Below are 21,388 nucleotides of genomic sequence, written 5' to 3' on the forward strand. Positions count from 1 at the left end.
ATGAATACATTAAAATTGGAAATTGTGACTCCTGAGGGTCAGATTTTTGCCAACGATGTAAAAAGTGTTACGCTTCCAGGTAAAGAGGGTGAGTTTGGAGTACTTCCAAACCACGCCTCATTAGTAACGCTTTTACAAGCAGGTGTGATTGATATTGAGCTTAAAGATGGTAACCATGATGTTGTCGCTATTAATTGGGGACATGTGAAGGTTGATGAAAATTCTGTCACTGTCTTAGCTGATGGAGCAGTTTCAATTGGTGGAGCTAGTGAAAGTGAAGTTGCTAAGTCATTAGAAGCAGCTAAAGCTCTTCTTGAGAGTATTAGTGATTCTGATGTCGCTATTGCTATGGCTACTGCTAAAATTGAGACTATTGCAAAAACAAGGAAATTTTAAATCTTATGTCATCGTTTGAATTATTCTTGAACTATTTTGCAAGAAGTGGTTTTTTTACATGGGTTATTTTGATTTGGTTGTCAGCCTATTTTGTAATTACATTTGGTATTTTCTTTAGTAGATACTTGTACTTAGGGCATTGGCTTTCTATTGAGAAAAGTTCTCTAGAGTCAATGCTAATGGGTGCAAAAAATGTACGCGATGATTCTATTTTACGAAAATGTTCTAGTGCTGCAGGTGCGTCAGAAAAGTTACTTAATGTATGTAAAAATGTTGCTGAAAAAAATGCAACCAGTGGTTTATGGATGCTTTCTATTATTGCCTCGACTGCACCATTTATCGGATTGTTCGGTACGGTTGTTTCTATTTTGGAAACTTTTAGTGGCCTTGGTCAATCTGGAAGTGCTTCTTTGGGCGTTATCGCACCAGCGATTAGTGAAGCGTTAGTTGCAACGGCAACAGGTATTTTTGTTGCGATTCCTGCATACAGTGCCAATCTATTTCTTAGAAGAAAAGCGTATGAAGTAATTGTATATGTACAAAGAGAAGTAGATATCTTACTTTCTGCAAATGAGTCAAGAAGAGATAGCTAAATGATGAGTCAATTGGATGAAGTACCTGAGTTAAATATTACGCCATTAGTTGATATTATGCTAGTACTCCTTGCCATCTTAATGGTAACGACACCTGCTTTGGTGTACGAAGAGGTTATTAAATTACCTGATGGGAGTAAATCTTCTGTTGTGAGTAAACTTCCAGAACTAGAAATCAGGGTGACAAAAGATCGTAAAGTTTACATTAAAAATGACAGCTTTATGCTTGCGGAATTCCCTGATAGTTTTATGATGCAAAAAAGTAAATATCCTCTTAAAAGTATTGTTTATATCAAAGCGGATGAAGGTCTCTCATATAAAGACGTAATGTTTGTACTTAAAACGATTAAACAGGCTGGTTTTACTAACGTATCTTTAGAAACGAATGGATAGATTCTGTGTCAAGTGTGAATAGATATGCCTCTTTCGGATGGACTTTGTCCATCCTCCTCTATGTTTTTCTCTTAGTTTGTCTTGCTTATGTTTTGAGTTCTCAAAAAGATACGATCAAAAATTATACTTCCAACAAAGAACCAATGAATGTTGCTTTGGTTGAACGTAAAAAAAATGATTCTGAAAAATTAAAAGAAGAACGTAAAAAAGAAGAGGTTCAAAAACCCGTTGAAAAACCTGTTGAAAAACCTGCAGAAGAGAAAAAAGTTGCTTCTTCTCCTAAAGAAGCTGTCAAAAGTCAATCACTAAGAGGTCTATTTGAAGATATTAATACTTCAAAATTACCTCCTGAAGCAAAAGAACAGAAAAAAACTCAAACTGCACCAACTCGTGTGAAACCAAATAAAGATGAAACAAAAGAAAAAAGTGAAAGTGCTGCATCAAAAATTGCAAATTCACTCAATTTCTCAGAGCAAAAACATTTGGTTGATAGTAAAAAAGGTGGTGAATATGATCCATTTATTGGTAAAGTTCAAGAGATTCTAGAAGAAAATTGGCAAAAAACAATTGATACTGAAAATGGCAATGTTGCGAAGGTTGTCATCAAAGTAAGTGACAAAGGAACTTTTAGTTATAAAATAGTTTCATTGTCTTATAATAATGACTTTAACAATAAGCTTAAAGAATTCCTCAAAGTAATGGAAGGAGTTGAGTTCCCTAAATATGAAAAGGGACCACTTTTTGAAATGCAAGTGGAATTCAAAGATATTAAGGAGTAAAATATGATTAAAAAGCTCGTTGTCTTCTTATGTTTGACAGTTTTTTCATATGCTGCTGATGCAACAGTTGAAATCGTAAAAAAGATAGATGTACTTCCAAAAATTGCAGTTCAAGATGCAAGTCCTAAAAATGTCGATTTAGAGTCTAGGAAAAGTTTTTTTAAGCTCATAGCAGGTGACTTACGTGTAAGTAGCCATTTCAATGTACTTGATGATTATTTGCAAAGTAGCTACGAAGGTGGTCCATTAGAAAACTTTTTGTCAGATAAAAAAGTTGATATGATCCTACGTTTTAGCCTCACTCAAGATATGAATGCGGCAACAGCAAACGTAAAATTGATTAATGCAAAAACAGGTGTCACAACATTTGAAAAAGTATATAGCATCACGGATAAAAAGAGAAACCCTTTCTTGGCACATAAAATTGTTGTTGATGTAAATGACCAAGTAGGTGCACCTTCTGTTAAGTGGATGGAACAGTCAGTTATTTTTGCAAGATATACCGATGCTAAAAAAAGTGAAATCGTAATTTCTGATTATACGTTGAGTTATACAAGAACAATCATTACCGGAGGACTCAATATTTTCCCTAAATGGGCGAATAGTGAGCAAAGTGCATTTTATTATACTTCTTACAGTGGCGCTGAGCCAACAATCTACCAGTATGATTTAAAAACTGGCAGTAGAAAAAGTATTATTTCTAGTCCAGGTATGGTTGTATGTTCTGACGTATCTAAAGATGGAACAAAATTACTTTTAACAATGGCACCAAAAGATCAAACAGATATTTATCTTTATGATCTTAATACAAGAAAAATTAATAAGATAACAGATTATTCTGGTATTGATGTAAATGGTAATTTTATCGATGATGATAAAAGAATTGCATTTGTTTCTGATCGTTTAGGAAGTCCTGATATCTTTGCTCAAGGTATTTACGATAAAAGTTTTGAAAAACTTGTATATCATGGTAAAAATAAAAACTCTATTTCTACATATGATAATTATATTGTTTATTCAAGTAGAGAAGCTGATAGTGAATTCGGAAGAAATACGTTTAATCTTTATTTGATTTCTACAAAAACAGATTATTTACGTCAATTAACAGCAACAGGTGAAAATCTTTATCCACGTTTTGCGAAAGATCCTGATACAATTATGTTTATTAAACAGTTTGGAAATCAGAGTGCATTAGGCATAATTCGCCTAAATGCGAACAAAACGTATCATTTTCAGCTAAAAACTGGCAAACTTCAGTCAATTGACTGGTGATTTTTTAAAAAAAGTATGCTATAATTCCGAAGTTTTTAAATTTGAACTTTTAAAAAGGATCTAATAATGGGTAAATTAGCTTTAACAAGCTTAGCGGTAGCGGTTTTGGTTTTAACAGGTTGTAGCCAAAAAAGTCCAGAAGTCGATATGACTAAAGGTACTAGTGATACAAAAGGTACTACAGATGGTATGAGTGCACTTCAAAAATTGATTGCTTCTTTAGAGGCTAACTCTAAAACAATCTATTTTGATTTTGACAAATACAACATCAGAAAAGATCAACAAGCTAATATCGATGCAAACGCAGCATTATTCAACTCTGCTGAAGCAAAAAGCTTCTCAATCAAAGTTGAAGGTAACTGTGACGAATTCGGTACAGACGAATACAACTATGCACTTGGTCTTAAAAGAGCAAAAAGTGTTAAAGATGGTTTAGTTGCAAAAGGTATGGTTGCTGATAGAGTAACTGTAGTAAGTTATGGCGAGAGCAATCCTGCATGTACAGAGCACAATAAAGATTGTTGGTCTAAAAACAGAAGAGCAGAATTTAAAGTACTTCCATAATTTTTGCTTTGATGAAAAAACAAATTTTTCTATTTTCGATAGCGTTGCTGCCTATAGCAGCGCTATCGAGTGAACCCTCAGCTTTTGGATCCAGCGATTTTAGTAGCGGAACTTCCAGTTCTTCTTCATATAGTAACACAGTAAGTGTTAGTGACAAAAAACCTCAAAACAATCAAAGAACAGCAACTATTAATGAAAGTATAAGTAGTAGTAGCAAAGCTGATTTGAGTAATGTTTCTGAACAGTACGAAGGAATGCGTTCTGTCATGGACAGTTATGCGACTAAAATTGCCAAACAAGATGAAAAAATGCGTCAGCTTGAAGAAGAAAATAAAAAACTTCGAGAGTATGTTGAAGAAAGTCGCAAAATTCAGATTGAAAACCAAGATAAAATCAAAGTTGTTGTTGGTGAACTTGGTACACTAATTGATTCAATCAATAAAAACTATGTTCCTAAAGATAAATTTGATCAACTTGCTAATGAAGTTAGAGGCGGCAAAGGAGCTTCTTCTAAGGCCACTACAGCACCAGAAACCACAAAAAAAGACGCTACTAAAGAAACAGCGCCAGCATCTTCAAAAGTAATTTCAGCGAAAGAGTTGAGCACAAAAGATAGTGCAACGCTAATGAAAGAGGCAGATGAGTATTATGATAAAAAGTCTTATACTGAAGCGCAAGCTTTATATAATGAGCTTTTAAATCGTAATTATAAACCTGCAAAAGTAAATTTTAATCTTGGTGAAATTTCTTTTAGCCAAAAATCCTACACTACTGCGATAGAACACTATAAATCAAGTATTGCACTCTTTGATAAAGCTGCCTATACTCCTACACTTCTTTACCATACAGGTGCTTCATTTGAAAAACTTGGAAAGACTAAAGAGGCTCAAGGTTTTTACAAAGCTCTTAAAGAGAGTTATCCTGACTCACCAGAAGCTAAAAAAGTTAAATAACACTTTTTTAACCATACTTTTGCACAAAAAATAGACTTAAAACTTCCGCCTAAGGGCATATACAACAAATATATGTTACAATCCCTTGTTTATAAATTAAGGGAGAACATATGAGTATTAGTGATAATCAAGTAGTTTCAATCCATTATGAGCTTAGAAATGTTGATAATGGTGAAATATTAGATAGTAATATTAATGCAGCACCACTCTCTTTTATCGTTGGAAAAGGTCAAATTATTCCAGGATTAGAAGAGAAAATCAAAGATCTTAAAGTTGGTGAAAAAGCAGATATTAAAGTAGCAGCAGTAGATGCATATGGTGTATATGATGATAATGCTGTTCAAACATTACCAAAAGAGCAATTTGCTGGACTTGAGCTTCAAGTTGGTATGACTCTTTATGGTCAAGGTGAGCACGGCGAGACAGTTCAAGTTATTGTTAAAAACTTTAATGATGAGACTGTTGAAATCGATTTTAATCATCCATTAGCTGGAAAAGATCTTTTATTTGCAATCAATGTTGTTGAAGTACGTGATGCAACAGCTGACGAAATCTTAAATGGTTACGTTGGTGGTGGACACGGTGGTTGTGGATGTGGTTCAGGTGGCAGTTGCCACACTACAGATAGTGATGATGATGAATGTTGTGGTGGTCATGGACATGATCATGCGCATGGTGAAGGTGGATGCTGCGGCGGTGAAGGTCACTCACATGGTGGCGGATGCTGTGGATCACACTAATTATATAGCGAAATCAAGAGCCTCTATGGAGGCTCTTAAATCTGCGAATCTCCTCAAAAGTGTTACCATCAATGCACTGATTTTAGGCGAAAGTGGTGTGGGTAAGCAAACACTTGCTCAACATATTGTCTCAGCACCTATTGTCGATGCGAGTGCTTTCAATGAACTCTTAGCGCTTATTGAAACAAACAGTAGTCTCATCGTCAAAAACTTTCATAAAATTACAAATTATAAAAAACTAAAAATTGCATTGGATGCACATAAAACACGCATTATTGCAACTTCAAGCTTGCCAATAGGTGAGCCATTAATGGATGAATTCTTTAGTCTCAAAATTGTTATTCCACCACTGCGTGAACGAGAAGAAGATGTTATCCCATTAATGGAAAAATTTGCTCATGAGGCATGCATAATGTTTGATGGAGAGTTTGGAGAAACACCTTGTTTAGATGAGATTACACCAGATCTTACAAAGAATTGTTATTCACTCAGACGATCTGTTTATAATGCGTATTTAATGAACTCATTTGGTGAAGATGAAATTCTAGTCATGATGGAACGTTTCTTGTCTCAACGTATTGGTGGACGAAATGACTATCGTGATCTCTTGTACCTTTTTGACGTGCCAATGATTAAAAGTGGTTATGCCAAATTTGGATCACAACTTGCAATTAGTGAAAAATTTGGACTTAATCGAAATACACTGCGTAAAAAAATCAACGATTACAAAGATAGATTAAAAATAGACTAGGTTTTACGTTTATTTTTTGACGTAAAAAACCTATATCATAAAATATAAAAGGTTAATCAATGAATAATAGTATCTTTATTTTTCCCGGACAAGGAAGTCAAAAAATTGGTATGGGAAAAGATTTTTACGACAACTCTTCACTCGCTAAAGAGATGATTGAAAAAGCAAGTCAAAGAGTAGGTTTTGATTTTGCACATCTTTTATTTGAAGAAAACGATAAATTAGATCAAACAGAATACTCACAACCAGCTATTTTATTGGTGAGTTTAATTGCGCACCGTCTTTTTGTCGAACAATGTAAAATAGCTCCTAAAGCAGTTTTAGGACACTCTTTAGGCGAATTTTCTGCAATTAGCGCAGCAGGTGCTATGGATTATTTAGATGCGGTTGAATTGGTTCATCAACGAGGGCTTTTAATGAAGCAAGCATGTGAAGGCATTAATGCTGGGATGATGGCACTTTTAGGTCTAGATGATGGTACCGTTGAAAATCTTACAGAAAAAGAAAGAGAACTAGGGAAAAAAGTTTGGGCTGCAAATTATAATGGTGATGGTCAGATTGTTATTGCAGGTAACAAAGATGATTTAGCATCTTTAGAGCCACTCTTTAAGGAGGCTGGTGCTAAAAAATCTGTTCTGCTTCCTATGTCTGTAGCGAGTCATTGTCCATTGTTAAGTTCTGCTCAGCCACAACTAGAGGCTTATTTGGATAAATGGCTTAAAGAGAGTTTTCTAACACCTGTAATCTCAAATGTGACAGCACGTGCTTATCAAACAAAAAATGAAGCTACAAAACTCTTATCAGAGCAATTAGTCTCACCTGTAAAATACAAACAGTCTATTTTAAATGTAGAGTCCTCGATAGAGTGTTTTATTGAATTTGGTGGTTCTGTGTTAAAAGGGTTAAATAAACGAATTTCTCAAAAACCAACACATAGCATTACGGATATGAAAAGTTTAGAAGAAGTGCTTGCACTTTTATAATAAGGATAAAAATGAAAATAGCAATTATGGGTGCGATGGTCGAAGAGATTACTCCACTTTTAGAATTTTTTGGAAAATATGAAACATTAGAATTTGCAAAAAACCGTTATTACACAACAACCTATAAAGGTTTGGATTTAGTTATTGCATACAGCAAAATTGGTAAAGTGAATGCAAGCTTGACGGCTTCAACGCTTATCGAAAAATTTGGTGCTCAAAAACTTCTTTTTTCAGGTGTTGCAGGGGCCTTAAATCCTTCTTTAAAGGTAGGAGATTTACTTGTCGCAACAAAGCTGACTCAACATGACCTTGACATTACAGCGTTTGGGCATCCTCATGGTTATGTACCAGAGGGCTCTGTGTATGTTGAAACAGATAAAAATTTAACTGCATTAGCTAAAAAAATAGCAACTGCTCAAAAGATTAAATTACTTGAAGGCATTATCGCGACAGGTGATCAATTTATCTGCGATAACGTTAAAAAAGAGTGGATTCATACAACATTCAATGCAGATGCTACCGAAATGGAAGGTGCCTCCGTTGCTGTTGTGTGTGATGCTTTAAATGTACCATTTTGTGTTTTAAGAGCAATCAGTGATGCTGCTGATATGGATGCTGGATTTAGCTTTGATGAATTTTTAGTAAGCTCAGCAAAAGAGAGTGCTGCGTTCATTATAGCGATGTTGGACGAATTAGCCAATGCTTGAAATTAGTAAACGTCTTTTACGTATAGCAGGTCGTACCAATGCACGTTATAACCTCATTAAAGAGGGCGATAAAATATTGCTCGGTCTTAGTGGTGGTAAAGACTCTTTAAGCCTTGCACATATTTTAAAACACATGCAACGTGTAGCTCCTTTTGATTTTGAATTTAAAGCAGTTACCATTGCGTATGGTATGGGTGAAGATCTCCAAACATTACATAATCACTGTTTAGAGCATGGTATAGACCATGAAATTGTTGATACAAAGATTTTTGATTTAGCACAAGATAAAATTCGTGAAAATTCTTCTTTCTGCAGTTTCTTTTCGCGAATGAGAAGAGGGGCATTATACACGTATGCACTTGAGCATGGTTATAAAAAATTAGCATTGGCTCATCATCTTGATGATGCTGTTGAGAGTTTTTTTATGAACTTTTCACACAACGGAACGCTACGTTCTATGCCACCCATTTATAAAGCACAAAATGGTCTATTGGTTATTCGTCCACTTATACATGCGCGTGAGAGACAATTACGTGATTGTGCGAAAGAACACAATATGCCAACCATTGGTGATGAAGCATGCCCAGCAATGCGTTTTGATGTTAAAATGCCTGTTATGCGTGCACAAACAAAAGAGATGCTAGCCAATATGGAGAAAGAAAATCCTGAGCTTTTTGTTTCACTCAAAAAAGCATTTGAGAATATTCAAGTAAGTAGTTTTTGCGATGAGCGTTTCTTAGAAGAACTTTCTTAGCACATACTCTGCTTCGAAAGAAGTAAGCTTTAGCGTATAGTGCAGCGTAGGTTGTTAGGCTTTGCCTAACAGCCGTATAAAATAAAATCAAAACCCTTCTAATAAAATTTTCCACAACACATCGATTTGTTCATCATCAAGCGCTATGGTGCTTTGTTCCTCAAAAAGATGTTTGATATGTTTATGTTCAAAAGTTTGATTCCACGCACATGTTTTATGTGCAGGTAAAAAAGCGCGTATAAGCGTTAAATCTTCTACAATCTCTTCTTCACAATTGAAACAGATAAAATCATCATGTAATCGCCCCTCATAGGCTAAAAGCTTGATATACGCCTCAATAGCAATACGTTTAGGGTTCTGTTTATGCCAAATGGCAGAACACTCTTCTAGGAGTTCAAAATAGAAGGGATCAATAGTTGCGATATCTTTGAGATGCATGTAAAAGAGCCTAATAAAAGGCTGCCAAATGAGCATGCGTTCTCGCTGATTATTCCAAGGCGTTCCAAGATGCATAATGGAGCGAAGCTGTGATAGGGAAGATTTGAGAGAAGGAATAGCCTCAAAATCGATTTTATAACCCAAATGAATGGTAGAGTGGCGTGCACCATAAAATCTATAAACGGTTTTGATGCTATTTTGCGTTAAAATAGTGACAATTAAGTCTTCATCTTTAACACGGTTCAAATTGATAATATATCCTTGCATAGAGAATTTTATCATCTATCTATTTTTTTATTCTTAAATAAAAAAATTAGTTAATATAATTTATATTTTAAAATTTATTGACAATTAATTTTATTTATGGTAATAAAGTCTTGCAAACATCGAAAAATAGTGTTTAATTGAAAAATAAGCATTATTCGTGTATCATCCCTCGCTTTTAGCTTAAAAATTTGTCAGATTTCGTCAGAATTTTGATGAAAATTCCACAAAAGGCTTGTGAAATGGATCTTATTACAGGATTTAAAGACAATTGCGGTTTTGGTTTAATCGCAAATATAAAAAACATTCCAACCCATGAAAATGTTGAAGACGCTATCACGGCATTAGAGAGAATGATGCACAGAGGCGCTATTGCTGCAGATGGCAAGAGTGGTGATGGCAGCGGACTCCTTTTCTCTATGCCAAATGAGTTCATGAAAAAAGAGGCACATAAATTAGGAGTTGATCTTCCAAAGCAATTTGCTGTTGCTATGATTTTTTTAACAACGGATGAGCAAAAACGAATTTTTGAAGAAACCTGTGAACAAAACGATCTTAAAGTTCTTTTGTACCGCGATGTTCCTGTAAAAACAAAAGCCCTTGGTAAATTAGCACTTGATTCGTTACCTCAAATTGTTCAAGCGTTTGTCACATCTTCTTCTTTAGTTGCAACAAAACGTTTTGAAGCGCTTTTATACCTTACCCGTAAAATGGTAGAGAAAAAACTGGCAAATGAATCTGATTTTTATATTGCGTCATTTTCAAGTAAAGTGATTTCGTATAAAGGTTTAGTGATGCCTACCTACATCAAAACCTTTTTCCCTGACTTAAGCGATACTGATTTTAAAGCAACGTTTGCACTCTTTCACCAACGCTTTTCAACCAATACTCTTCCAAAATGGAAATTGGCTCAGCCATTCCGTACTTTAGCGCACAATGGTGAAATTAACTCAATTTCTGCAAATCGTTTCTATACACAAGTGAAGAGTGAGTGCATTAAAAGTGCTATCTTCTCTGACGAAGAACTTCAAAGACTTTATCCATTAACAACTAATGATGTCAGTGATAGTGCAAGTTTGGATAATATGTTTGAATTTATGCTGATTAATGGATTTGACTTTTTTAAAGCCGTTCGATCACTTATCCCAGCTCCATGGCAAAATGCCCCACATATGGACTCAGAACTAAGAGCATTTTATGAATTTTCAAGTATCAATTTTGAGCCATGGGATGGTCCAGCAGCGATCTCTTTAACCGATGGTCGTCATATCGCCTGTGTTTTAGATAGAAATGGTCTTCGTCCTGCAAAATACATCATCACTAAAGATGATCGTATCATTATCTCTTCAGAGTATGGTGTTTTAGATATCGAAGAAGACAACATCATTGAGCGAGGTCGTTTACAAAGTGGTCAGATGATCGGGCTTGATCTGAAATTTGGCAAGATCATGAAAAATGATGATATTAATGATTACCTCAAAAGTTCAAACACCTATACAGAGTGGCTCAATAAAGGGCTTGTTTACTTACAAGAGTTCGTAGACATTCCTTTTTCAAAAACAACAGACTATGTACGTGAAAATTTAGAACTTGAACAACGCTACTTCAACATCACTCAAGAAGTCAAAAATATGGTTATTGAGCCGATGATGAAAGACGGTAAAGAGGGTGTTGGCTCTATGGGCGATGACACTCCAATGGCTGCCTTTAGTAAAGTACAACGTAATTTTAGTGATTACTTTAAACAAAAATTTGCACAAGTTACCAACCCACCAATTGACCCAATTCGTGAGAAAGTGGTAATGAGCTTAAATACCAGCTTTGGTGAAATTCGCAATATCTTGGAAGAGAACCCAGGTCATGCGGTACGCATTAAATCAATTTCACCAATTATGATGCAAGAAAAATACGAAATCTTAGACTCTTTTGGAGATCCAAGTAAACCACGTTATAAAGATGAGTATAAAAACCGTTACTTCTCGACTCTTTTTGAAGATAACTTAAAAGGTAGCCTTGAAGATCTAGCGTATGACATCGTTCAAGCAGTTAAAAATGACGGTATTCGCATTATCTTCCTCGATGACCGTGGTATGAGCGCTAAATTAAAGCCAATGCCGATGATCATGGTTATTGGTCGTGTCAACCAAGTCCTTTTAGATGAGGGTGTTCGTTCATTGACATCTATTGTTGCCATTTCAGGCGAAGCGATCGATACACACTCATGTGCATGTATGGTTGGTTTTGGTGCGAGTGCTATTTACCCATATTTACTTTATGCAACGGTTTTAGATGAATGCAAAAAGAGTGAAATGGGCTCTTATGAAATCAAAACAAAACTAAAAAATGTAAACCATGCTTTAGGACAAGGACTTTTAAAAGTCATGTCAAAAATGGGTATCGCAACCATCGCATCGTACAGAAACTCTGCATTGTTTGACGTTTTAGGACTTGGCAAAGATATGGTACATGAATGTTTTGATGGTGCTATTTCATTGATTCCTGGACTTTCATATGAAGATGTTGAAGAGCGTCTCGTTCGTAATCATCATCATGCGTATGAGTTAAACATTACTAAAAAACTATTCCCACTTGAAATTGGTGGTTTTTACAAATACATTGATGGTCAAGAGTATCATGATTATCATCCACATGCTATTCATGCAATTCATAAAGCAACCGTTACGGGAGATAAAAAAGATTTCCATGAGTTTACAAAGCTGGTAAATAACCGTGGCTTTAAAATGATTCGTGACTTTTTTGAACTTAAATCGGATCGTGAGCCAATAGCATTAGAAAAAGTAGAGTCAAAAGAGGCAATCTTTAAACGTTTTGCAACGGCTGCGATGAGTCTTGGTTCTATCTCACCAGAGGCACATGAGGCACTCGGTGAAGCGATGAATAAGATCGGTGGTATGAGTAACTCAGGTGAGGGTGGTGAAGCGCCAGAGCGTCTTAAAACCAATAAAAATTCAAAAATCAAGCAGATCGCATCAGGACGTTTTGGTGTTACTCCTGAGTATTTACGCTCAGCGACAGAGATTCAAATCAAAGTAGCACAAGGTGCAAAACCAGGTGAGGGTGGACAACTTCCAGGACATAAAGTAACGCCTTTAATTGCAAGCCTTCGTTACACCATCCCAGGTGTTACGTTGATTTCACCACCACCTCATCACGATATTTATTCGATTGAGGATTTGGCACAGCTTATTTTTGATATGAAACAGATCAATCCTGAAGCAATCATTACCGTTAAACTCGTATCAACTGCGGGTGTTGGAACGATTGCAGCGGGTGTGGCTAAAGCGTATGCCGATAAAATCATCATTTCTGGTGGTGACGGTGGTACAGGTGCGGCTCCATTAACTTCGATCAAATTTGCGGGCAATCCATGGGAAATTGGCTTAAGTGAAGCACACAATGCACTTAAAGCAAACCATCTTAGAGATAACGTTCATCTTCAAACCGATGGTGGACTCAAAACAGGTCTTGATGTCATTAAAGCAGCTCTTTTAGGCGCTGAGAGTTATGCATTTGGTACACTTTCTCTAACCATCATCGGTTGTAAAGTACTTCGTGTATGTCACCTAAACCGTTGTTCTGTGGGTGTGGCAACACAAGATGAGAAACTAAGAGAGCACTTTGTTGGAACAGTTGATAAACTCATCAACTTCTTCACCCTGTTAGCAGAAGATGTAAGAGAGATCTTAGCGCATCTTGGCTACGAGAAATTGGAAGACATCATTGGTAGAAGTGATCTACTTAGCGTCATTGATGACGAATTTGCTAAAAAATTCGATTTCTCATCGGTACTCATGAGATTAGAAGGTCCAAATACACACAATGGTAAAGCGAACGATCCATTCGATAAAAATGAGTTTGAGAAAGAGATTTTAAAAGAGATCTATAAAGTCATCGAAAACCCAGATGAGAAAATTGTTTTACATCGAAGTATTTGCAATACAAACAGAAGTTTTGGAACACTCATTAGTGGTGAGATTGCGAAATTCTATGGTAACAAAGGCCTTAAAGATGACAGCATTGTCTTTAGACTTAATGGCGTTGCAGGTCAATCATTGGGTGCTTTCTTGGCAAATGGACTTAGCATTAATCTTAAAGGTACCGCAAATGACTATGTTGGTAAAGGTATGAATGGCGGTAAAATCGTCATTGCTCCAAAATTCCAAGGTAGAGGCTATTCATGTGCAGGTAATACCTGTTTGTATGGTGCAACGGGTGGAAAGCTCTACATCGCAGGTAATGTAGGAGAGCGTTTCTGTGTTAGAAACTCAGGTGCTACCGCTGTTGTTGAAGGAACGGGTGACCACGCGTGTGAATATATGACAGGTGGTGTTGTTGCAATCCTTGGAAATACAGGTGTCAACTTTGGTGCAGGTATGACAGGTGGTGTTGCATTTATCTACGATGAGTCACGTGATTTTATCGATAAACTCAACCAAGAATTGGTTATTGCAGAGCGTATTGATACCGATGATATGGATGAGGCACGTCACTTCCTAAAACGCCTTTTACGAACCCATATCAATGAGACAGCAAGCTTTAAAGCGACACAAATTTTAGAGAATTTCCGCCATGCGGTAAGAGATTTTTGGATAGTGCGACCTAAAGACATGACCAAGGTACCACTCAATCCGGAGCAAGGAGACTAAGATGCAAAATTTTGTGAATGAAGAGAGATATGAGCCAAGAAAGCGCTCAACTGGCGATAGAGTAAAAGATTTTAAAGAAATTTACGAAATTTTTAGTAAAGAAGATGCATCGTCTCAAGCGGATCGTTGTATCCAATGTGGTGATCCATTTTGCCATAGTAAATGTCCTTTGCACAACTATATTCCGTTTTGGTTAAAGGCAACGAGTGCTATGAAGAGAGAACTTGCGTTTAATCTCTCCAATGAGACCAATCCGTATCCTGAAATCACAGGACGTATTTGTCCACAAGACCGTCTTTGTGAAGGCGATTGTACGCTCAATGACGGGCATGGTGCAATTACCATTGGTGCGATTGAAACGTTTATCTCTGAGGAAGGCTTTAAAAAAGGGCTTAAACCGACCTTCCCTGGTATTACTACTAAGAAAAAAGTGGCGGTTATCGGAGCCGGTCCTGCGGGACTTGCTTGTGCGACATATCTATTACGTGCAGGTATTGCGGTTAGCATGTACGATAAACAAAATAAAGCGGGTGGTCTTTTAACCTATGGAATCCCTGGCTTTAAACTGGATAAAGATGTGGTAGCGCGCCGTGTTAGATGGCTTCAAGAGGCTGGTATGGATCTTCATGTTAACACATACGTTGGTAAGGATGTCAGCTTTGATGAAATCGCACACAGTCATGATGCACTCTTTTTAAGTATTGGTGCAGAAAGCCCTCGTAAAGCAAATGTAGCAAATGAAAATGCGCAAGGTGTTTTCATGGCGATTGATTTTTTACGCTCCATTCAAAAGAAACTTTTTGGTGAGAGTTACGATAAAAAATTTGAAGTAAAAAATAAAAATGTCGTCGTTATCGGTGGTGGTGATACCGCAATGGATTGTTTAAGGACATCTATTCGTGAAGGTGCTAAAAGTGTCACCTGTCTTTACAGACGCGATAAATACAATATGCCAGGCTCTAAAAAAGAGTTTAAAAATGCGATTGAAGAGGGCGCAGAGTTTGTGTATAACGTTACTCCTAAAGAGATTTTAGTGAACTCTGAAGGTCAAGTGATTGGTATCGATATGCATAAAACGATTTTGGGTGCAAAAGATGCAAGTTGCCGTCAATGCGTTGAAATCGTCAAAGGTGGCGATTTTAGAGTTGATGCAGATGTTATTATCTTTGCACTTGGCTTTACACCAACTGTACCGACATTCCTTGCAGAAAATGGCATTGAAGTCAATAAAAACGGTTGTATTGTTGTCAATCATGAGTACCAAACAACAAAATTGGGCGTTTATGCAGGTGGAGATTGTAAACGAGGCTCTGATCTTGTTGTAACAGCTGCTAAAGAGGGCAAAGAAGCCGCTCTTAGCATCATTAAAAAACTGCTTGGATAATGAGCCTAACGTGAGCTTTATAGAAGCTGCTTTACGTGCAAACAGAGAACTCTCAGAGCTTTTGCATATCAAAGGATTGGATGTCTCACATCATCAATCCTTTGAAGTAGGTGCTGGGGGTGATAGAAGTGCTGGAATTGATCTTGAAGCAGAACAGATTTTTATAAAACATTTGCTTCCTTTTGGTGAAATTATTTCTGAAGAGAGTGGGGTTATAGAAAATCCTTCCTCTTCAGTGCGTATCGTACTTGACCCCATCGATGGCAGCGATAATCTTCTCTCTCATCTTCCTTATTATGGGACTTCCATTGCCTATTTTGAAAATGAGATTTGCACGAAGGCGATGATTACCAATCTTGCGAATGGTGACGTTTTTATTAAAGATGAAAATGGTTTACGTCAAGGTAAAATTGGTAAAAATGAGTTCTCTTTAGTCACCAATAACTCCTTTTCAAAGGTAGGAATATTTGAGCGTTCTTACTGCTCTTATGTAGCACACGAAAAGTTACAAAGTGCTCATATTAAGTATCGATCTCCTGGAGCATTTGCCCTCTCTTTAGCCTATGCACACGATGTTTCTTTTGTCCTTTATGAGGGAGCTATGCGTTCGTATGATGTTGAGGCAGGTCTCTTTATGTGCGAGGATTTACATAGCTTTTATGAGGGGAATATTTTCCTCGTAAGCAAAGATAAGGAAATTTTTGATAAAATAAAAAGTTTATTTATAAGCAATTAGCTTTAAAAAGAGGATAAAAACCTATGCGATTTGCAGAAATTTTCTCTAAAATCCGAAAGACTCAATCTGCTCCAAGCGAAGCTCCAAGCCACTGGGTTAAGTGCAGTGCATGCCAATCTTTAATGTATTACAAAGAGATCGAACAACGTTTCAATGTGTGTCCTAAATGTGGTTTTCATATGCGTATTTCTGCGAAACAACGCATTGAACAGCTATGCGATGAAGGAAGTTTCGTTGAATTTGATGCTAATTTAGTGCCAATTGATCCTCTCAAATTTGTGGATAAAAAATCGTACAAAAAGCGTATTGAAGAGGCGCAAGAAAAAACGGGCAAGAACTCTTCCGTCATGTGTGGTTCATGTAGCATTGATGGTATTAAAACACAACTAGTTGTATTTGATTTTGCTTTTATGGGTGGTAGTTTAGGTTCTGTTGAAGGTGAAAAAATTGTACGTGCCATAAATAGGGCTATTGCCAACAAAGAAGGCGTCATTATCGTGAGTGCCAGCGGTGGCGCTAGAATGCAAGAGAGTACATTCTCACTACTTCAAATGTCAAAAACATCTGCAGCGCTTAGTAAGCTTGCCGATGCTAAGTTACCTTACATTTCTATCTTAACTGATCCAACCATGGGTGGAGTTAGTGCATCATTTGCCTTTTTGGGCGATATTATTATGGCTGAACCTGGTGCTCTTGTAGGATTTGCAGGACAAAGGGTTATCAAACAGACCATAGGTGCCGATTTACCAGAAGGCTTCCAAAAAGCAGAGTTCTTGTTAGATCATGGTTTGATTGATATGATTGTGACACGTACTGATATGAAAAAAGTCGTTGCCGATTTATTGAGACTTTTGGGCGAGAATTGTAAAAAAGATGACTTTGAGTTAAGACTCAAAGCATGAATGTAAAGGTCTTTACGATCGAAAAGAGTAGCGATAAGTCACTTGAGGCTATCGCAGGCGAATACACCAAAATGATCTCTCGCTTTGCAAAAGTTGAAGAGATCAAGATCTTTAATAAACAGATTGCCTCAGCACAAATGATTGGTGAGAAAGAGGCACGTGCTTCTTACACAAAAGCATACGAACCTTATCTAAAAGGCTACAATGTTGCCTTAGATGTGGAGGGTGAACAGTTAAGCAGTGAACAATTTAGCGCACTTTTTGATCAAGATGTGAGTATTAATTTTTTCATTGGCGGTGCTTTTGGGTTTGATGAGGTCTTTTTAGGTAAAACTCAAAAGATTATAAGTTTAAGTAGATTAACATATGCGCACAAAATCGCTAAGGTGGTTTTATTTGAGCAGATTTATCGGGGATTGTGTATAAAAAACAACCATCCCTATCATAAATAGTTGATTATAATGCAGGGCAATTTTAGGTCAATTTTTTGTAAAGGAAACAAAGGATGAGAGAGCACGAATTAAAGCATTTTGAGGACATTCTCAAAGAGAGAAGAGTTCAAATCAAAAAAAATATCGAAGACTCAATGCGAGAGATCGAAGACCTCAAAGATACCGATGTTGGCGATGAAGCAGATCATGCTTCAGTAAGTACTGATCGTATGATTGAACAAGCAATTAGTGCACAGCAGATGAAAGAGCTTAATGAAATTGAGTTTGCTATCAATAAGATTAGAAATGGTAGTTATGGTATCTGTGAAATGTGTGAAGAAGAGATAGGCTTTCAACGCCTTAAAGTAAAGCCACATGCAAGATATTGTATTGTGTGCCGTGAGATTATTGAAAAATCAGCAAAAAATAAGTAGGTAGGACAACCAAATGGGAATCAAACGTTATATCATTGTAACATTAATCTATATGTTAGCCATTGGACTGTATGTCTATAGTTTTAATGGTGAGAGTTTTACACTTGAATTGTTTGGTCTCTCATTGACCCTTCCTGTAGCATTTTGGATGGTTGTTCCAGTCTTATTATTGGCTATTGCTTCTATCGGACATTTGGTGTTTTATAACTTCAAAGATTTTTTATACAAAAGAGCTTTGAAAAAAGATATTGAACAGTTTCAAGAAGCGGCTAAAAGTCGTATTTTAGGTGAAGATGTTACTACGACTTATAAAACAGATGGTTTTAAATTTGCAGGTAAAGTGCTTCAAAGTATGCGCTTTGATACGACGTTACCCGCATCTTTTATTGAAGAAGATGTTGCCAATGCATGTGCTGTTGCTATTAGCGTTGCAAATGGAAACTATGAAGATCTCAAAAAATACAAGTTATCCAAAACAAATCCTCTAGTGATTCAAAATAGTATTAATCGCCTCAAGATTGAGCCTCGTTTTGCGCTTGAAGTGCTTAAAAACTGCAAAGAGCTTAACAGTGAATTGTGCCTCAAAGCGTATGATGCACTTCTTGATTTTGCAAGTTTCAATGAAATTAAACGCTATGACTTCCCACAAGATAAACGTACGTTCCGCCGTATGATGGAGCGTTATTTAGACGCTGATGATAGTTTTGATATGGATATTAAATCCATCGAAGATATGTTAGAGCAATTTAATGCAGACCGTGCAGATTATCTTGAGCTGGCACGAGAAATTAAAATTAAACTTAGCCCAGATGCGCTTATTGCCCTTTTTGAAAAGTTATACAACTCAAAAGGCAATGTTGCAGCTGACGCATACTTATATGTACTGTATGATTTACAAATGATTGATAAAATTCGTGAACTTTTACTCAACTCAGATCCTGAGGATTTTGTGAAGTTTAAAACGATTATGTTCCTTAGAGATCATGGTAAAAGTATCGACATTGACAAATTTTTGCGTTTATGATTCACGAGATAGATTTTGAGCGGGGCATTTTAGCCCTTGCTCCCCTTGCTGGCTTTACTGACCTCCCATTCCGTTCTGTTGTTAAAAAGTTTGGTGCAGATGTTACCTTTTCTGAAATGATTAGTGCAAATGCTTTGCGTTATCGTTCTGAGAAGACCTTTAAGATGTTGACAAAATCACCACTTGAAACACCTTACATCGTTCAAATTGCAGGCTCTGATTTGGAGTCCATCAAAGAGGCTGTATTAGTCCTTAATGATATTGAAGGCATTGATGGGATTGACCTTAATTGCGGTTGTCCTGTACCAAAGATTATCTCTCAAGAAGCAGGTTCCTCTTTACTTCTCAATCTTCCGCATATGCAAAAGATCATTGAAACCATTAAAAAGTACTCTAATAAGCGCTATACCAGCGCAAAAGTACGCCTTGGTTTTACCACTAAGATTCCAGAAGAAATCGCAAAAGCGTGTGAAAGCGCAGGTGTAGACTTTATGAGTATGCATGGCCGCACTCGTGCAGGTGCGTATAAAGCAGAAGTTGATTATCAAGCTATTGCAAGAGCGCGTGCTGCTGTTAAGATCCCTCTTATTGCCAATGGTGACATTACGAGTTACGAAAAAGCGTTGCATGTTAAAGAGGTGACAGGCTGTAACAGCTTGATGATAGGACGAGGTGCTGTGGGAAATCCATGGATTTTTTACCAGATACAAAATGAACTCACACATGTTGAAAAAACAAAGATTTTAGAGATTGTCTTAGAACACTTCGATGCTATGGTGGATTTTTATGGAGAAAAAGGACACTCCATTTTTCGTAAACATTTGCATACCTACTCGAAAGGGTTTCGTGAAGCGTCTGAGTTTAGAGATAAAATAAACCGCATCGAAGATGATGCACTCATGCGCGAAACGATAGCGACTTTTTTCGCTCAGTAACCGTCATCAAAGCCTTGTGCTTTATGTTTTTCTTTTTTATAGCTTCCCCGATATTTCTCTTTCTCGAGCAAATTTGCCTCTTTCAAGAGGCGTTTATGCGTCTCTTCAATATCTCTATCTTCGATATGCGTAATGCTATTTGAAACTAAATTAACATAGTTTTGAAGAGCATTGGTGTAGGTAGAATCCAGTCTTGTTGGTTCAACTTTCTGCAGTGTTTTCAGACCTTTTTCTGCACGTTTCACAAAGAGTGCAAAGTCAAAGTTTTCATTTTTAAGGGCATTGACACAACTCCCTAAAAAGCGCTCTAGAGCTCTAATGTATTTGACTCTTGCATCTTTATCATTTATCTTCATGGCATACTCACGATATTGAGGTAATGTAAAAGATTGCTCACTAAAATAAAGAAAGGGATAAATACTAAAGATGTAAAAAAGACCAACACGGTTACATCCAGCGGTTTGCATTCATACAAAGCTGCTAGATTGACATTGGTTACTGCAAGTGGAACAATGAGTTCAATGAAAATAAGTGTTGCGACCATCGGCTCTAAATTGAGTACTCCGTAAAGAATGGATGCAGCGATAATAGGTGTTATACCAAACTTAATGAAGCTTACATGTAAAAGCAGTTTATAATTGATACTGCGAAGCTTGATGTTGTAAAGGTACATTCCAAAGATAACAAGCTGAATGACCATGGTACAGTAAGCGCCCATTTCTAAAGGCGTTTTCATTGCAGGATGGAGTTTGATCTCAAAGACATTCATCAAAAGTGCTAAAGAGGCAAACCAAATCACAGGCAATTTTATGATATTGAAAAGAGACTGTTTGATGCTAAAGTTACCGCGTGAATAGAAAAAGACACCGAGCGTGTAAACAATGAAAACATTGGTGATATTAATCATACTCATGTAGATGATGGATGCGTCACCAAAAAGTGCAATACCTAAAGGAATACCTAAATTTCCTGTATTACCGATGATAACACAAATGATAATAATAGACTTTTCTTTGATGTCATCTTTGAAAAAGAGTATGGCTATAACGGAGCTGATAAGAACACAGATCAATGAAATCGCTAAGTACCAGAAAGGAGCTTGTAAAAGTGAAAAATCAATAGGTTTGCTTGAAAGTCCCCAAAACGATAGCATGGGTTGCAAAAAGTAGATGGAGAGAAGAATCATCCCTTTTTCGTTCATCTCATCTTTTAACATTCTTTTTGCCATAAAACCAAGCAAAATAAAGGCATAAATAGACAAAATCGAGATGGCGATGGTCATAAGGTA

At 36.7% G+C, this 21,388-nt stretch carries 23 protein-coding genes; 20 read left to right on the forward strand and 3 right to left on the reverse strand.

Annotated elements, in window-relative coordinates; all coding sequences use genetic code 11:
• The 12 genes from atpC to UCH001_RS03060 all read left to right on the forward strand — a co-directional run bounded on the left by atpC (nt 1) and on the right by UCH001_RS03060 (nt 8,885).
• Complete coding sequence (gene atpC / locus UCH001_RS03005) at nt 1-396, forward strand: ATP synthase F1 subunit epsilon (RefSeq protein ID WP_067174129.1); 396 nt, start codon at nt 1-3, stop codon at nt 394-396.
• A gap of 5 nt (nt 397-401) precedes the next feature.
• Nucleotides 402-989, forward strand: coding sequence for a MotA/TolQ/ExbB proton channel family protein (locus UCH001_RS03010; protein ID WP_067174131.1), 588 nt, complete (start codon nt 402-404; stop codon nt 987-989).
• A complete protein-coding gene (locus UCH001_RS03015) occupies nt 990-1,382 on the forward strand; it encodes a biopolymer transporter ExbD (RefSeq protein ID WP_041956711.1) in 393 nt (130 codons plus the stop codon).
• A gap of 143 nt (nt 1,383-1,525) precedes the next feature.
• Nucleotides 1,526-2,161 carry a TonB C-terminal domain-containing protein gene (locus UCH001_RS03020; protein WP_231963954.1) on the forward strand — a complete coding sequence of 212 codons (636 nt, stop codon included), beginning with the start codon at nt 1,526-1,528 and terminating at the stop codon, nt 2,159-2,161.
• 6 nt (nt 2,162-2,167) lie between these two features.
• Nucleotides 2,168-3,433 carry a Tol-Pal system protein TolB gene (gene tolB, locus UCH001_RS03025; protein ID WP_067178450.1) on the forward strand — a complete coding sequence of 422 codons (1,266 nt, stop codon included), beginning with the start codon at nt 2,168-2,170 and terminating at the stop codon, nt 3,431-3,433.
• A gap of 66 nt (nt 3,434-3,499) precedes the next feature.
• Nucleotides 3,500-3,997 (forward strand): OmpA family protein, encoded by a 498-nt coding sequence (locus tag UCH001_RS03030; protein WP_067174136.1) that lies wholly within the window; start codon nt 3,500-3,502, stop codon nt 3,995-3,997.
• Nucleotides 3,998-4,008: 11 nt separating this feature from the next.
• Nucleotides 4,009-4,950, forward strand: a complete 942-nt coding sequence (locus UCH001_RS03035) for a tetratricopeptide repeat protein (protein ID WP_067174138.1) — start codon at nt 4,009-4,011, stop codon at nt 4,948-4,950.
• 110 nt (nt 4,951-5,060) lie between these two features.
• Nucleotides 5,061-5,690 (forward strand): peptidylprolyl isomerase, encoded by a 630-nt coding sequence (locus UCH001_RS03040; protein ID WP_067174141.1) that lies wholly within the window; start codon nt 5,061-5,063, stop codon nt 5,688-5,690.
• Nucleotides 5,691-5,715: 25 nt separating this feature from the next.
• The gene (locus tag UCH001_RS03045) at nt 5,716-6,441 is read left to right on the forward strand and encodes a Fis family transcriptional regulator (RefSeq protein WP_231963955.1); all 726 of its coding nucleotides are present in this window, start codon (nt 5,716-5,718) and stop codon (nt 6,439-6,441) included.
• A 59-nt stretch (nt 6,442-6,500) separates the two neighbouring features.
• Nucleotides 6,501-7,424, forward strand: a complete 924-nt coding sequence (fabD, locus tag UCH001_RS03050; RefSeq protein ID WP_067174146.1) for an ACP S-malonyltransferase — start codon at nt 6,501-6,503, stop codon at nt 7,422-7,424.
• 11 nt (nt 7,425-7,435) lie between these two features.
• Nucleotides 7,436-8,131, forward strand: a complete 696-nt coding sequence (locus UCH001_RS03055; protein ID WP_067174149.1) for a 5'-methylthioadenosine/adenosylhomocysteine nucleosidase — start codon at nt 7,436-7,438, stop codon at nt 8,129-8,131.
• Nucleotides 8,124-8,885, forward strand: coding sequence for an ATP-binding protein (locus UCH001_RS03060; protein ID WP_067174152.1), 762 nt, complete (start codon nt 8,124-8,126; stop codon nt 8,883-8,885). Before UCH001_RS03055 ends, UCH001_RS03060 begins: the two co-directional genes overlap by 8 nt.
• 87 nt (nt 8,886-8,972) lie before the next feature.
• On the opposite strand, the gene recO is transcribed toward UCH001_RS03060, so the two are convergent.
• Nucleotides 8,973-9,590, reverse strand: a complete 618-nt coding sequence (recO, locus tag UCH001_RS03065) for a recombination protein RecO (RefSeq protein WP_067174154.1) — start codon at nt 9,588-9,590, stop codon at nt 8,973-8,975.
• 239 nt (nt 9,591-9,829) lie between these two features.
• Between recO and gltB the strand changes: the two genes are divergently transcribed.
• The 8 genes from gltB to UCH001_RS03105 are packed head-to-tail and all read left to right on the forward strand — an operon-like array spanning nt 9,830 to nt 20,100.
• Nucleotides 9,830-14,254 carry a glutamate synthase large subunit gene (gene gltB, locus UCH001_RS03070; RefSeq protein WP_067174157.1) on the forward strand — a complete coding sequence of 1,475 codons (4,425 nt, stop codon included), beginning with the start codon at nt 9,830-9,832 and terminating at the stop codon, nt 14,252-14,254.
• A 1-nt stretch (nt 14,255) separates the two neighbouring features.
• Complete coding sequence (locus UCH001_RS03075) at nt 14,256-15,638, forward strand: glutamate synthase subunit beta (protein ID WP_067174160.1); 1,383 nt, start codon at nt 14,256-14,258, stop codon at nt 15,636-15,638.
• Between the two features lie 10 nt (nt 15,639-15,648).
• Nucleotides 15,649-16,374: an inositol monophosphatase family protein gene (locus UCH001_RS03080; RefSeq protein WP_067178451.1), complete on the forward strand. Its 726-nt coding sequence runs from the start codon at nt 15,649-15,651 to the stop codon at nt 16,372-16,374.
• A 23-nt stretch (nt 16,375-16,397) separates the two neighbouring features.
• Nucleotides 16,398-17,276, forward strand: a complete 879-nt coding sequence (gene accD, locus UCH001_RS03085; RefSeq protein WP_067174163.1) for an acetyl-CoA carboxylase, carboxyltransferase subunit beta — start codon at nt 16,398-16,400, stop codon at nt 17,274-17,276.
• On the forward strand, nt 17,273-17,728 hold the full coding sequence (locus tag UCH001_RS03090) for a 23S rRNA (pseudouridine(1915)-N(3))-methyltransferase RlmH (RefSeq protein ID WP_067174165.1): 456 nt from the start codon (nt 17,273-17,275) through the stop codon (nt 17,726-17,728). The genes accD and UCH001_RS03090 overlap by 4 nt, the downstream gene beginning before the upstream one ends.
• Before the next feature lie 53 nt (nt 17,729-17,781).
• Nucleotides 17,782-18,141, forward strand: a complete 360-nt coding sequence (gene dksA, locus UCH001_RS03095; RefSeq protein WP_067174168.1) for an RNA polymerase-binding protein DksA — start codon at nt 17,782-17,784, stop codon at nt 18,139-18,141.
• A gap of 13 nt (nt 18,142-18,154) precedes the next feature.
• A complete protein-coding gene (locus UCH001_RS03100) occupies nt 18,155-19,165 on the forward strand; it encodes a fatty-acid--CoA ligase (protein ID WP_067174171.1) in 1,011 nt (336 codons plus the stop codon).
• A complete protein-coding gene (locus tag UCH001_RS03105; RefSeq protein ID WP_067174173.1) occupies nt 19,162-20,100 on the forward strand; it encodes a tRNA-dihydrouridine synthase in 939 nt (312 codons plus the stop codon). Before UCH001_RS03100 ends, UCH001_RS03105 begins: the two co-directional genes overlap by 4 nt.
• Here UCH001_RS03105 and UCH001_RS03110 read toward each other — a convergent pair.
• Both UCH001_RS03110 and UCH001_RS03115 read right to left on the reverse strand, forming a co-directional pair.
• Entirely contained in the window at nt 20,094-20,456 is a 363-nt protein-coding gene (locus UCH001_RS03110) for a hypothetical protein (protein ID WP_067174176.1), read from the reverse strand. The genes UCH001_RS03105 and UCH001_RS03110 overlap by 7 nt on opposite strands.
• A complete protein-coding gene (locus UCH001_RS03115; RefSeq protein ID WP_067174177.1) occupies nt 20,453-21,382 on the reverse strand; it encodes an AEC family transporter in 930 nt (309 codons plus the stop codon). Before UCH001_RS03115 ends, UCH001_RS03110 begins: the two co-directional genes overlap by 4 nt.
• Nucleotides 21,383-21,388: the final 6 nt, after the last annotated feature.

This window comes from Sulfurospirillum sp. UCH001 (assembly GCF_001548035.1).
Lineage (GTDB): Bacteria > Campylobacterota > Campylobacteria > Campylobacterales > Sulfurospirillaceae > Sulfurospirillum.

Bases quoted from the DNA above. Each gene is read 5' to 3' on its own strand.
- atpC (WP_067174129.1), top strand. From the start codon at position 1: ATGAATACATTAAAATTGGAAATTGTGACTCCTGAGGGTCAGATTTTT.
- UCH001_RS03010 (WP_067174131.1), top strand. From the start codon at position 402: ATGTCATCGTTTGAATTATTCTTGAACTATTTTGCAAGAAGTGGTTTT.
- UCH001_RS03015 (WP_041956711.1), top strand. From the start codon at position 990: ATGATGAGTCAATTGGATGAAGTACCTGAGTTAAATATTACGCCATTA.
- UCH001_RS03020 (WP_231963954.1), top strand. From the start codon at position 1,526: ATGAATGTTGCTTTGGTTGAACGTAAAAAAAATGATTCTGAAAAATTA.
- UCH001_RS03030 (WP_067174136.1), top strand. From the start codon at position 3,500: ATGGGTAAATTAGCTTTAACAAGCTTAGCGGTAGCGGTTTTGGTTTTA.
- UCH001_RS03035 (WP_067174138.1), top strand. From the start codon at position 4,009: ATGAAAAAACAAATTTTTCTATTTTCGATAGCGTTGCTGCCTATAGCA.
- UCH001_RS03040 (WP_067174141.1), top strand. From the start codon at position 5,061: ATGAGTATTAGTGATAATCAAGTAGTTTCAATCCATTATGAGCTTAGA.
- UCH001_RS03045 (WP_231963955.1), top strand. From the start codon at position 5,716: ATGGAGGCTCTTAAATCTGCGAATCTCCTCAAAAGTGTTACCATCAAT.
- fabD (WP_067174146.1), top strand. From the start codon at position 6,501: ATGAATAATAGTATCTTTATTTTTCCCGGACAAGGAAGTCAAAAAATT.
- UCH001_RS03055 (WP_067174149.1), top strand. From the start codon at position 7,436: ATGAAAATAGCAATTATGGGTGCGATGGTCGAAGAGATTACTCCACTT.
- UCH001_RS03060 (WP_067174152.1), top strand. From the start codon at position 8,124: ATGCTTGAAATTAGTAAACGTCTTTTACGTATAGCAGGTCGTACCAAT.
- recO (WP_067174154.1), bottom strand. From the start codon at position 9,590: ATGCAAGGATATATTATCAATTTGAACCGTGTTAAAGATGAAGACTTA.
- gltB (WP_067174157.1), top strand. From the start codon at position 9,830: ATGGATCTTATTACAGGATTTAAAGACAATTGCGGTTTTGGTTTAATC.
- UCH001_RS03075 (WP_067174160.1), top strand. From the start codon at position 14,256: ATGCAAAATTTTGTGAATGAAGAGAGATATGAGCCAAGAAAGCGCTCA.
- accD (WP_067174163.1), top strand. From the start codon at position 16,398: ATGCGATTTGCAGAAATTTTCTCTAAAATCCGAAAGACTCAATCTGCT.
- UCH001_RS03090 (WP_067174165.1), top strand. From the start codon at position 17,273: ATGAATGTAAAGGTCTTTACGATCGAAAAGAGTAGCGATAAGTCACTT.
- dksA (WP_067174168.1), top strand. From the start codon at position 17,782: ATGAGAGAGCACGAATTAAAGCATTTTGAGGACATTCTCAAAGAGAGA.
- UCH001_RS03100 (WP_067174171.1), top strand. From the start codon at position 18,155: ATGGGAATCAAACGTTATATCATTGTAACATTAATCTATATGTTAGCC.
- UCH001_RS03105 (WP_067174173.1), top strand. From the start codon at position 19,162: ATGATTCACGAGATAGATTTTGAGCGGGGCATTTTAGCCCTTGCTCCC.
- UCH001_RS03110 (WP_067174176.1), bottom strand. From the start codon at position 20,456: ATGAAGATAAATGATAAAGATGCAAGAGTCAAATACATTAGAGCTCTA.
- UCH001_RS03115 (WP_067174177.1), bottom strand. From the start codon at position 21,382: ATGACCATCGCCATCTCGATTTTGTCTATTTATGCCTTTATTTTGCTT.